At 76.1% G+C, this 11,756-nt stretch carries 10 protein-coding genes; 5 read left to right on the top strand and 5 right to left on the bottom strand.

The genetic code is table 11. The features are described from left to right. Positions 1-107 precede the first annotated feature (107 nt). Positions 108-374, top strand: a complete 267-nt coding sequence (locus AB0L29_RS26340) for a hypothetical protein (protein WP_365830241.1) — start codon at positions 108-110, stop codon at positions 372-374. Between the two features lie 338 nt (positions 375-712). Here AB0L29_RS26340 and AB0L29_RS26335 read toward each other — a convergent pair whose 3' ends face one another. After that, a complete protein-coding gene (locus AB0L29_RS26335) occupies positions 713-865 on the bottom strand; it encodes a hypothetical protein (RefSeq protein ID WP_365830240.1) in 153 nt (50 codons plus the stop codon). 164 nt (positions 866-1,029) lie between these two features. Between AB0L29_RS26335 and AB0L29_RS26330 the strand changes: the two genes are divergently transcribed. Both AB0L29_RS26330 and pgm read left to right on the top strand, forming a co-directional pair. Next, the gene (locus AB0L29_RS26330; RefSeq protein WP_365830243.1) at positions 1,030-1,458 is read left to right on the top strand and encodes a hypothetical protein; all 429 of its coding nucleotides are present in this window, start codon (positions 1,030-1,032) and stop codon (positions 1,456-1,458) included. Between the two features lie 322 nt (positions 1,459-1,780). Then, a complete protein-coding gene (pgm, locus tag AB0L29_RS26325; RefSeq protein ID WP_365830239.1) occupies positions 1,781-3,421 on the top strand; it encodes a phosphoglucomutase (alpha-D-glucose-1,6-bisphosphate-dependent) in 1,641 nt (546 codons plus the stop codon). A gap of 343 nt (positions 3,422-3,764) precedes the next feature. Here pgm and AB0L29_RS26320 read toward each other — a convergent pair whose 3' ends face one another. Then, positions 3,765-5,090, bottom strand: a complete 1,326-nt coding sequence (locus AB0L29_RS26320; protein WP_365830238.1) for a lipase family protein — start codon at positions 5,088-5,090, stop codon at positions 3,765-3,767. A gap of 300 nt (positions 5,091-5,390) precedes the next feature. Next, positions 5,391-6,482 carry a GNAT family N-acetyltransferase gene (locus tag AB0L29_RS26315; RefSeq protein ID WP_365830237.1) on the bottom strand — a complete coding sequence of 364 codons (1,092 nt, stop codon included), beginning with the start codon at positions 6,480-6,482 and terminating at the stop codon, positions 5,391-5,393. 816 nt (positions 6,483-7,298) lie between these two features. Here AB0L29_RS26315 and AB0L29_RS26310 point away from each other — a divergent pair. Both AB0L29_RS26310 and AB0L29_RS26305 read left to right on the top strand, forming a co-directional pair. Further along, complete coding sequence (locus tag AB0L29_RS26310; RefSeq protein ID WP_365830236.1) at positions 7,299-7,862, top strand: snapalysin family zinc-dependent metalloprotease; 564 nt, start codon at positions 7,299-7,301, stop codon at positions 7,860-7,862. 305 nt (positions 7,863-8,167) lie between these two features. Next, complete coding sequence (locus tag AB0L29_RS26305) at positions 8,168-9,715, top strand: protein kinase (protein ID WP_365830235.1); 1,548 nt, start codon at positions 8,168-8,170, stop codon at positions 9,713-9,715. 430 nt (positions 9,716-10,145) lie between these two features. Here AB0L29_RS26305 and AB0L29_RS26300 read toward each other — a convergent pair whose 3' ends face one another. Further along, the gene (locus AB0L29_RS26300; protein ID WP_365830234.1) at positions 10,146-11,009 is read right to left on the bottom strand and encodes an ATP-binding cassette domain-containing protein; all 864 of its coding nucleotides are present in this window, start codon (positions 11,007-11,009) and stop codon (positions 10,146-10,148) included. Beyond that, entirely contained in the window at positions 11,006-11,755 is a 750-nt protein-coding gene (gene cbiQ, locus AB0L29_RS26295; RefSeq protein ID WP_365830233.1) for a cobalt ECF transporter T component CbiQ, read from the bottom strand. Before cbiQ ends, AB0L29_RS26300 begins: the two co-directional genes overlap by 4 nt. Position 11,756 lies beyond the last annotated feature (1 nt).

The following is an 11,756-nucleotide window of genomic DNA, read 5'->3' as shown; positions in this document are numbered from 1 at the left end:
GGCCCCCCCCCGCCCCCCGCCCATACCCTTCTGGCCGCGCGAGCCGACCCGGACCCGGGTCGGCTCGCGCGGTGCCGGTTGTCAGTGGCGGATGCCACCCTGCCCGTATGGATGAGCTGGAGTTCATGCGTGGCCGGGTCTACGGCTCCGACCACGACGATCCCGGGCCGCGCCACGGGCGCCACTACGCGGAGCTGGTCGGCGGCCCGCTGGACGGCCTGCTGCTGGACATCACCGACCACTCCGAGGGCGAGCTCAGGGATGGCGCGGCGCTGCCCACCGAGATAGGCCGCCATGGTCCGGGCGGACGGGCCGTGTACGTGCCCCGGACGGCGGGCGGACGCCGGTACGACTGGCGGGGCGACATCCCTTGACCAACGATGAGGGCGGCCGCAGGCGGCTCGGGTTCCGGCCACGGCCGCCCTCGGCCCGGAACGGCGGAGGAGGGGCCGCCCCGGTGGGTTCCGCGTGCCCGGGCGGCCGGGACCCATGCTGCGCCGAACGGGTGATGACCATGGGCTCGGTTCCCGCTTCCTCCGGCTCCCCCGGCGGGCTCGGCACCGTCCGCCGGGCCGCGCCGATCGCCGTACGCGGGTTCCCGAAGAGGGCTCGAAAGAGGGCTCGGGGCGGCGGCCGGCGGCTCCGGGCACGGCTGCGCGGCCCGGACTGCCCATGAGCCGGGCCGCGCAGCGGTCGGTACGGAGCGGTGCGGTCAGCGGTGGCCGCGTCCGCGGAGTTTGCCCAGCAGGCGCTGGGCCTGGGCCCGGCGGCGCGGGTCGGCCGCGGCGCGCCGTGCCTGTTCCGTCGTGCGGCGCCCCTGAGGGCTCCTGGCGAACTGCTTGATCCGGTTCAACATGCCCGGCATGAGAGCTCCTTTCCCGGGACACGGGTGCTCGTCCCTGCATAGCGCTGTGACTCGTCTACCCCCTGAGAGCAGAATCAGCCTCTCACCGGGGCACGGGGGCCGCATTCGGGCGACCCCGGAGGGCGGGCGTGTTTGCCGCGGGCGTGGGAGGCAAAGCGATGTCCATGACTGAACAGAACAAGAGCACGAATCAGAAGCCCACCTCCCCGCAGGCGACGGAGTCCAAGGTCCGGCGCGCCACGGACGGGGCCTCCGCTTCCGCGTCGCGTGCCGCGAAGTCCTCCGCGGCCAAGGCCGGTGACACGGCGTCAGCGGCCAAGTCGGGGGCCGAGCGCTCGGCCGGGGCGGCGACCGGGGCCGTGCAGACCGCCGCCAAGGGCGTCGAAGCGGGCCGCCAGGCCCTCGTCACCGCCTCGGGGCAGGTCGCGACCACGGCCAAGACGGCCTGGACGGTCATCGCCAACCGCAAGCTCGTCGCCGCCGGTGTCGGCGCCGGCCTGACCGTGCTGAGCGCCGCCTCCTACGCCGTGGGACGCCGCGCCGAACGCCAGACGTACGGTCCCCTCACCCGGCTCACCGGCGGGCGGATCTGACCGGGCGGGCCCGGGAGGAGGCGACGGCAGCCGCCCACCGGGGCGACCACGCGCGGGGGAGACGCCTTCGCGGCCGACGGCACGGTCCGGGGCCGGAGGCGCTGGACCCGCGGCCGACGACAGGCGCCTCCCCGTGGCCGGGCGCACGCGTCCGGTCACCGTGCGCCGGGCCCGGGAGGACCGGGACCCGCGGCCCCGGGCGGAGGCGCGCCTTCCGGGTCGCGGGTGCGGGGAGAGCGGCCGCCCCACTCGTGCGCCGGTGCCGTGAGAAGGAATGATGTGATCGCAAGCGAAGGATCACCCCTGATGGAGGAGCGGGCACATGCAGCACGAGCGAGCGGGTAGGCCGGCCGGTCCCGAAGACCTCGTCGACGTCGCCCGGCTGGTCACCGCGTACTACGCGCTGCGCCCCGACCCGGACGATCCGGGACAGCGGGTCGCGTTCGGGACGTCCGGGCATCGCGGATCGTCCCTGGCGAGCGCGTTCAACGACGACCACATCGCGGCGACCAGCCAGGCCATCTGCGAGTACCGCGCCCGGCAGGGCATCGACGGCCCCCTCTTCCTGGGCGCCGACACCCACGCCCTGTCGGAACCCGCGAAGGTCACCGCCCTGGAGGTGTTCGCCGCCAACGACGTCACGGTGCTCGTCGACAGCGCGGACGGCTACACCCCGACCCCGGCGGTCTCGCACGCCATCCTCACCCACAACCGCGGGCGCACCACGGGTCTCGCGGACGGCGTCGTCGTCACCCCGTCGCACAACCCGCCCGCCGACGGAGGGTTCAAGTACAACCCGCCGAGCGGCGGGCCCGCCGCGTCCGACGCGACCTCCTGGATCCAGGACCGGGCCAACGAGATCATCAGGTCCGGCCTGAAGGACGTCCGGCGCGTCCCCTACGCCCGGGCGCTCGCCGCCCCCGGCACCGGCCGCCACGACTTCCTCGGCACGTACGTCGCCGACCTGCCCGGCGTGCTCGACCTGGACGCGATCCGCGCGGCCGGTGTGCGCATCGGGGCCGACCCGCTGGGCGGCGCCTCCGTCGCCTACTGGGAGCGCATCGCCGAACAGCACGGCCTGGACCTGACCGTGGTCAACCCGCTCACCGACCCCACCTGGCGGTTCATGACGCTGGACTGGGACGGCCGGATCCGTATGGACTGCTCGTCGCCCTACGCCATGGCGTCGCTCATCGAGCAGCGCGACCGGTTCGAGATCGCCACCGGCAACGACGCCGACGCCGACCGGCACGGCATCGTCACCCCGGACGCGGGCCTGATGAACCCCAACCACTACCTGGCCGCCGCCATCTCCTACCTGTACGCGCACCGCGAGCAGTGGCCGGCCGGTACGGGCATCGGCAAGACGCTGGTGTCGTCCGCGATGATCGACCGGGTCGCCGCCGATCTGGGGCGCGAACTGGTCGAGGTGCCCGTCGGGTTCAAGTGGTTCGTGGACGGGCTGGCCGGCGGCTCGATCGGCTTCGGCGGCGAGGAGTCGGCCGGCGCGTCCTTCCTGCGCCGGGACGGCTCGGTGTGGACCACCGACAAGGACGGCATCATCCTCGCGCTGCTCGCCTCCGAGATCACCGCCGTCACCGGCAAGACGCCCTCCGAGCACTACGCGGCGCTGACCGCCCGCTTCGGCGAGCCCGCGTACGCCCGCATCGACGCCCCGGCGTCCCGCGAGGAGAAGGCCCTGCTGGCCAGGCTCTCTCCCGCCCAGGTCACCGCGGACACCCTGGCCGGGGACCCGGTCACCGCGGTGCTCACCGAGGCGCCGGGCAACGGCGCGCCCATCGGCGGCATCAAGGTGACCACGGCCAACGCCTGGTTCGCGGCACGCCCGTCGGGGACCGAGGACGTCTACAAGATCTATGCCGAGTCGTTCCTCGGCCCCGACCACCTCGGCCGGGTGCAGGAGGAGGCCAAGGCCGTGGTGCTGGCGGCACTGGGCGGCTGAGACGCCGGTGCGGTCAGCGGCGCGCCGCTGACCGCACCGGGGCACGGCCGGCCCCGGTGCGGCACGGCCTTGACGACCTCGCCGTTCGCGTCGGCCTGGAGACAGCCGCTCCCGTTGTACCTGTCGCTCAGGTGGATCCCGTCGCCGAGCCGCGCCTCCGGTTCGAACCGCCCGTCGACGACCCGTCTGCCGCTGCCGCTGCCGCTGCCCTGTCCGCCTCGCCCACGCGCCGGAGCCCGGTCGCCCGCGCGGACACCGGGCCGGGCCCGCCCGGGGTACCCGCCGGCCGGACGGAGGGCGCCCGGCGGCAGCCGTGGTGGGGACGGCTGCCGCCGGGCAGGCGTCAGGGCTGTGTGGGCAGGGTGGCGCAGGTGGAGGCGGCGGGCCTGCCGGCGAGACGGTCGCTCAGCCAGGAGACGGCGTTGCCCTGGTCGGCGAGGAGCGGGGCGAAGTGGTTGAGCAGCCCGCGTCCGGCGCCGGGCAGCACGACGGGTTCGTAGGTGACGTCCGCGCCCTTGCGGCACCAGGCGACGGCGAGTTCGCGGGACTGGCCGTGCGGCACCAGGTCGTCGTTGACGCCGGTCGCCACGCGGACCGGCCCGCTCGGCTTCATGGTCCCGATGCGCTGTTCCTCCAGGAAGGTGCCGAGCGCGGGCTCGGCCCGCACGATGTCGCCCAGCGGGCGCCCGTCGGTCGTCCAGGCGGTGCTGCGTGCCGAGTTGTAGGCGAGGAGGGCGTCGCCGACGCACATGGTCGACAGGTCGTCGAGCGCGGCCTTGCCCGCCGCGTTGAGGTGCTTGTCCACGATGGGCTTCAGGGCCGGCTCGGATTGCAGGAAGCCGTTCACCGACCATCCCAGGGCACCGGCCAGGTCGCCGCCGTCGATGGCCTCCATGACGGCGGCCAGGTCCGCGGGCGGAGCTCCGGAGTAGGTTCCGGCGAGGGTGACGTCGGGAGCGTAGGACGGCTGGAGCTCGGCCGCGGCGGCCGTCGCGCCGCCACCCTGGCTGTAGCCGAACAGGCCCACGCGCGAGGCCCCGGTGACGGAGGCGCCGCCGAGGGAGCGGACCGCGCGGGCGGCGTCCAGGACGGCGTGGGCCTCGTCGACCCGGTTGACGTAGGTGTGCAGTCTGTCCGTCGCGCCCAGACCGGCGTAGTCGGTGATGACGACCGCGATGCCCCGGGCGAGGAGGCGGTAGACCACCAGGGTCTCGTAACCGACGGAGACCGTCCGTCCGTTGAACAGGAGCGGGTACTGCAGGCCCAGCGAGGCGGCGCACTGGTCGCCCTGGCCCATCGTGCCGGGAGCGACGGCGACCAGCGGCCGGGGACCGCCGCCCTTCCAGGCGGCCGCGGGCTCGATGTAGGCGCCGGTGACGGCCACCGGCCGGCCGGTGGAGTCCGTGGACCTGTACATCACACGGGTGGCCCGGCCGGGCAGCGGGCCCTTCAGGCCAGGCAGGCTGAGAGCCAGCGGCAGCGGCTCGCTGCGGACCAGGGCGCCGTTTTGCGCGGGCAGGGTCGTGGGCGGGGTGTAGAACGCCGGGATCCTGACACCGCGGGAGACCACGGGACCGGAGGCGGTGGCCGCGCCGGCCGGGACGGCCTGGGCGCCGACGCAGGCGGCCACGGCGACGGCCGCGGCCAGCAGGCGGGTGGGTGCGGGCATGGCGGGACCTCCTGGGGAGGGGAGGCGGAGCCTTCCTCCGCGGCTCGGTGGCTGACGCCCCGCCCGGCAGCGGCGGGACGCGCGCGTGACGCGGCTCGTCCGGCCGCGCCCCGCAGCATTCTTAGACGGATCGTCAGGACGGTACCGATACCGGTGTTACCAGTGGTAGCGGCAGGGAGGTTACGGTTCAGTAATATCCGTACGGGCCCGGCCCGCCGGCGCCGCCCCCTGAAGGGAGGGGCCGCGCTCACGACGTGCCGGAGCGGTGCCCGGAAGGGGATCGGGCCGGCCGGACCCCGGTCACCCCCGTGGGTCCCGCAGCCGCCCCAGCTCCGTCAGCGTCCGCGCGGCGGCGCCGGCCAGCCGGGGGCGGTGGCGCACGAAGCGGCGGGCGGCCCGGACCGGTTCCCGCCGCAGCCGGTAGGCGGCCCCGCCCGGCCCCGGACGCACCACCGCGCCCTCGTACACCCGCAGGTCGCGGGTCTTGAACGACTCCTTGTAACGCGCCGGCCCGCTGCCCAGGTCCACCAATCCGACGCCGTCGGCCGCGGCGGCCTCCAGCATCCGCAGGTGCAGCACGAGCCCGGGGGAGTACTTGCCGTACGCGCGGTCGTACGCCGGAAACCACCAGGACAGCACCGTGCGCGAACGCAGTCCGAAGTGCGCGGCCACGGGCCGGCCCGCGGCGTACAGCACGGACAGCACCCCGCGGCACTCGGGCTCCTCGCTCCGCGCCAGCAGGTCCACCAGTCGCGTGATCCACTCCTGCGCGAAGCGGTCCCGCCGGCCCGTGCGCCGGTACTGGGCGGACTTCCACTCCATCAGCGCCCGCAGCGCACCCGGATCCCGGGCGTCGTACACGAACCGCACCTCGCCGGCCTGCCGGGCGAGCCTGCGCTCCTTGGCCAGGGTCCGTCCGAGGAAGCCCGCCGACCTCTCCCGCAGCCTCTGCGTGTACCGCTCGAACCCCTCGCCGATGTCGACGACGGGGCAGGCGAGTTCCTCGGCCGCGTGCGGGACGAACAGGTCCTGGCCGGCTTCGAGGTTGTCGAACTCCCACGACGACAACGCGCAGGCCCGCAGCAACCCGCGGGCCTCCGGGCGGATTCCGGGACGCAGGACGGCCCCCTGGCTGTCCGACACCCCGAGGCCGATGGCCCGCCCCTGCCCCAGGGGCCCCCTCTCGTACGGGAAGAACCCGACCGGGGAGCCGTCCTCCCGCAGCACCGCCACTCTGACCCCCGGCCTGACCCGTCCCACGGCCGTGGTGAACGCCGGGTCGAGGAACGGGTTCTCCGGCGCTGCGGACTCCCGCCGGATCTCCCGCCACATCGTGCGGTCGTCCGGGCTCAGTTCGTCCGGTCCGAGGACGAGAACGCGCTTTCCTGGCACCTGTGCCTCCTGTGTCGTCGGCCTGCTGGACACACGGAGGCCCGCTCATGACCGTGGATCGGCACCGGGCAGTACGCGGGCCGCACGGCGCGGGCCTTCGCGGGTACTGCCGTCCCTCAGCAGCGGAACGTCTGTAGGGCGGCGGCGCCGCGGTGCGGACCGCCCGCCCCCGGGCTCCCCGGCGCCCCCGCCGAAGCGGGGTCCGCGCCGGCCCGGCGCGCCGCCGGGACGCGCGCCGGGGCACCGGCCGTCGCACGGCTCGCCCCCGCCGTCCCCGCGGGCCTGGGCGACCGTGCCGCCAGACCGCGCGGCGACACGTCCTGCTCGCACGCGGATCCTTCGCCGGCGTCCTGGAGTCCGGCGTCCTGGAGTCCGGCGTCCGGTGCGTCGCCGGGTACATCCGCCACCGTCGCGGCGGTGGGCGCCGTCGCGTCCCCGCCGGGCGCGCTCCCCGGTACGAAGAGGTGCAGCAACAGCGCCGTCGCCAGCGCGACCGCCGCCGCTGCCCACCGGCGCCGTACCACCGGCCCCCCGATGTGCCTCGCGGCGGAGGTTCGGCCTGCTGGTTCGACATACCGGGCCGGCACCGAACGAGTCCCCCCATACCCCTGGCTGCGCCTTCCAGTAGGCCGAGCGCCTCCCGCCCCGTCAAGCCCTTGCCGCACGGTTCGGCGTGTTCGTCCCGGTGCGCGGCGGGGCGCGGCGCCGCGTCCGGGCCGCCGTCCGCCGATTGACGGATTGGGGCCTTCCCGCGCTGGGCAGGGTGCGGGCGAATGTCATGTGCACGACTCACCTTCCCCCACAAGGAGGTCGACCATGAACGTCCGTACGCTGGCCGGCGGTCTCGCCGCCGTCCTCCTGGCGTCCGTGCCCCTGGCGGGCCAGGCCGCTGCCGCTCCCCCCGGGCCCGCCGACCGCACCGCGGCCGCGCGGGTCCTCACCTACGACGCGAGCGGCTCGGCGGAGTTCAAGACCGCCGTCGACCGTGGCGCGGCGATCTGGAACGAGAGCGTCGACAGTGTCGAACTGCGTCCCGTCACGGCCGGGCAGCGCGCCAACATCCGTGTCCTCGCGGACAACGGCTGGCCCCGCGCACTGCCCGGCTCCCTGGGCAACGGCACCGTCTACATCGGGCGCCAGGCCGTCGACCAGGGGTACGACACGGTGCGCATCTCGTCCCACGAGCTCGGCCACATCCTCGGCCTGCCGGACCGCAAGCCCGGCCCCTGCTCGAGCCTGATGTCCGGCTCCAGCGCGGGCGTGGCGTGCCGCAACCCCTACCCGAACGCCGCGGAGAAGGCCGAGGTCGAGGCGAACTTCGGCGGTGCGCTCGCCGGGCAGGCACGCGCACCGCGGTCCGCTGCCGTGATCGTGGACTGAGACACGGCACGGACGCCGGGCGGAGGCCGCCGCACGGCCCGGGGCGCGCACGGGCCCCGGGCCGTACGGCCCGCGTACGCCCCGAGGGGGCGGCGGGATCCGAGCCGCACCCCGGACTCCGGCCTCTTCGGCGTCGACGGCGGGCCCGGCCCGCGGAAAGGCGCGGCGCAAGGGGCCGACCCGCCGCACCCCGCGTCGAGGACCGCCCCGCCGTGCGCCGAGGGCCGCGCCGCCGTGCGGGACGCGCGCGGCCACGTCGCCCGGAACCGTCCCGGCGCACCGCCTCCTGCCCTAACCTGACGTGCATGAACGCACCGGGGGACATGGTCGACGGACGATTCGAGCTGATCGAGCGGCTGGGCAGCGGCGGGATGGGCACGGTGTGGCGGGCACGGGACACGGTGCTGCACCGCGAGGTCGCCCTGAAGGCCGTCCGCCCGGACGCGGAGGCCTCCCACGCGGTACGCGAACGGGTCATGCGCGAGGCGAGGGCGCTGGCACGGCTCAGCGACCCGCACGTGGTGACGGTCCACCAGATCGTCGAGGCCGATCCGCACCCGTGGATCGTGATGGAGCTGGTACCCGGCACGTCCCTGCAACAACACCTGCAGAGCGGCCCGTTGGAACCGCCGGAGGCGGCCCGCCTCGGCCGCCAGGTGCTCGCCGCCCTGCGCGTCGCGCACGCGGCCGGCATCCGGCACCGGGACGTCAAACCCGCCAACATCCTGCTGCGCCCGGACGGCACCGCCGTGCTCACCGACTTCGGCATCGCCGCCCTGCAGGGAGCGACCGCGCTGACGGTCACCGGCGAACTCGTCGGCTCCCCCGAGTACATGGCGCCCGAACGCATCCGCGGCCGCGAGGACGACCCGGCCTGCGACCTGTGGTCCCTCGGACTGGTGCTGTACGTGTGCGTGGAGGGGGTGAACCCGCTGCGCCGGGCGACCACGCTGGCGACCCTGGCCGCGGTCCTCGACGACCCCGTCCCCCCGCCCGTGCGCTCGGGCCCGCTCACCCCCGTCCTCCAGGCCCTCCTCGTACGCGACCCGGCGGCCCGCCCGGGCGCCGGCCGGCTGGACGCGATGCTCGCGCAGGCCGAGTCCGGCACCGCGCCGCACCGGGACCGGCCGACGATGACGGCGGCACCGGCTCCCGCGCCACCGGTCCCTCCGGCCCCCGCGTCACCTTTCCTCCCGGACCCCGCCCCACCGGTCCTCCCGGCACCCACGCGGCCGGACGGACCGCGGACCGGGCACCCGCCCCGGTGGCGCACACCGGTCCTGCTCGCCGTGAGCGCCGTCCTGGCCGTGGTCGCGGCGACCGCCCTCGTCCTCACCCTGCGCACACCCGACGGCGGCAGGAGGGAGGCCGGGGGCGCGGCCGCGTCCTCCGCGCCGGCCGAGCGGCCGTCACCGGGACGGAGTTCCGGCCCGGCCCCGGCAGCCACCCCGGCCCAGACGCCCGCCCGGACCGAGCCGTCCGCCCCGGACGGCTCCGGTTCGCCCGCGGCCCCCGCCGGGACCGGCCGCTGGATCGCCCAGCTGTACTCCGAACCCGTCTCCTCGGGGACCGCGGCCCGCGACCGCAGCCTCGCCCGGATCCGCCGGTCCGTGCCCGAGGCCGTCGTCCTGCGCAGCGACGCCTACGCCTCCCTCCACCCGGGCTACTGGGTGATCCACGCGCCGGGCCCGTTCACCGACGGCCGCGCCGCGCTCGCCTTCTGCGCCGGGCGGGGGCGTACGACGGCGAACACCTGCGTCGGCCGCTACCTGAGCGCCAGTCCGGCCGATCTCCCCCTGCAGTGCCGCCCGCCGGCGGCGGCCCCGACGGGCCGCTGCACCCGCACCTCCTAGGTGCGCTGTCCGGACAGGTCGGTGACGCGGCCGGCGGGTGGCCGCCGCACCCCGTTTCCGGGGCGGCCGCAGCCGCCCCTGCCGGCGGATCGTCCGCCTCCGCCGCGTACCTCCCGCGAGGACGCGCACACGCGCGGGGTTCCGTGTCCGGGGATGCCGTGAGGGGGTCCCGTCGGCCGGTTCCGGCGGGAGCGGCGCCGGTCCGCGCCGTGCCGCCGACGGGCTGTGCCGGGCCCGGTCGCGGTGGGATCGCCACCCGTGCCTATGAGGACGAACACGGCCGGGCCCGCACCGGCGTGGCGGTGGCCGGCTCCGGGGACGGCGGCCGGGAAGGGACCGGCACCGCCCGCGGCCACCCGCCGGAGGACCGGCCGCCGGGCCCTCGCGCCGCTGCCGGGCCGGGCCCGCGACGCGCCCGCCGGCGGCCGGGTCAGTCCTCGGCCGGTGTCCGCGCCGCGGTCGCGGCCGCCACGAGCGCGGCCAGTTCGTCCGCCGTCCGCGGGCCCGGCGCGGTGTCGGCCAGCAGTCCCTGCGCGCGCAGCGCGTGTGCCGCCGCGACGCCCCACGGCAACCGCAGGCCCGCCTGCTCCAGCAGTTCCGGGCGGGCCAGCATCACGGACGCGGGCCCGGCGCGCACCCCCTGCGGGGTGAGCAGGGCAGCGTCGTCGGCCCAGCGCAGGGCGAGGTCCACGTCGTGCGTGGCCATCACGACGGTGGTGCCCGCGGCGCGCAGCCCGTCCAGGGTGACCAGCAGCCGTTCCTGGCCGTCCGGGTCGAGTCCGGCGGTCGGCTCGTCCAGGATCAGGACGCGTGGCCGCATGGCCACCGCCCCGGCGATCGCCGTCCGTTTGCGCTGACCGTAGGAGAGCAGGTGGGTGGGACGGTCGGCGAGAGCCGTGATGCCCAGGGCGTCGAGCGCCTCGCCGACGCGGCGGCGCACCTCGCCGTCGGGCAGGCCGAGGTTCAGCGGCCCGAACGACACGTCCTGCGCGACGGAGGCGGCGAACAGCTGGTCGTCCGGGTCCTGCACCACCAGCTGCACCGTGGTCCGCAGCCGGGTCAGCCCCTTGCGGTCGTACACGACGGGACGGCCCTGAACCGTCAACTGCCCGGTACGGGGCCGCAGTCCGCCGCTGAGCAGGCGCATGAGGGTGGTCTTGCCGCTGCCGTTGCGGCCGAGCAGGGCCAGCGCGCGCCCCTCGCGCACCTCGAAGTCCAGGCCACTGAGCACGGCCGGGCCCTCCTCGTAGGCGAAGGAGGCATCCCGCAGGGCCACCAGCGCGGGTTCGGTCATGACAGCGGCCTTTCGAGGACGAAGGTCACGGCGGCCACCGCCGCGAGCAGCGCGGCGCCGCCGGCCGTGAAGGGCACGGAGACGCGCGCCTCGGGCACGAGCACGCGCAGGGTGCCGTCGTAGCCGCGCCCGGCGAGCCCCGCCTGGAGGCGGGTCGCCCGGTCGAAGGCGCGGACGAAGGCGGTGGCGCCGAGCCCCGCCAGCGAACGCCACCGGGCGGCCCGTGTGGTGTGCCCGAGCCGCGCGGCCTGCGCCTGCCGGATCTGCCGCATCGCCTCGAGCAGCAGGAAACTCATGCGGTACGTCACCAGGGCGACGTCCACGACCGCGGCGGGCACCCCGGCCCGCACCAGGCGCGGCAGCAGGTCGGACATCGGGGTGGTGAAGGCGAACAGCAGGACGCCGAGGGAGGCGGCGGAGGTGCGCAGGAGCACCTGCCCGGCGCGGGAGGGGCCGCCGTCGGCCAGGGCGAGGAACCCGTCGGGGCCGCCGACCTGGACGAGCAGGGTGACGGCTCCGGTCACGCAGAAGCCGAGCGGCACCCGGTAGGCGCGCCACAGCTTGCGCGCGGGCACGCCCGCCGGGCCCAGCAGGAGCGCTAGGGCGGTGACGAGCACCAGAGCGGCGCCCGGCCAGGGCGGCAGCGAGACCGCGAGCACGGTCAGGCCCAGCCCGAGCACGGCCTTGTCCACGGGGTGGCGGTGGCGCCAGCGGCTGCTGTGCGCCGCCGCGTCGATCGGCAGCACC

Origin of the sequence: Streptomyces sp. NPDC052701 (assembly GCF_040678355.1) — a bacterium.
Lineage (GTDB): Bacteria > Actinomycetota > Actinomycetes > Streptomycetales > Streptomycetaceae > Streptomyces.
The sequence above is the reverse complement of the archived record's forward strand: the minus strand, read 5'-3'. Positions and strand labels throughout refer to the sequence as shown.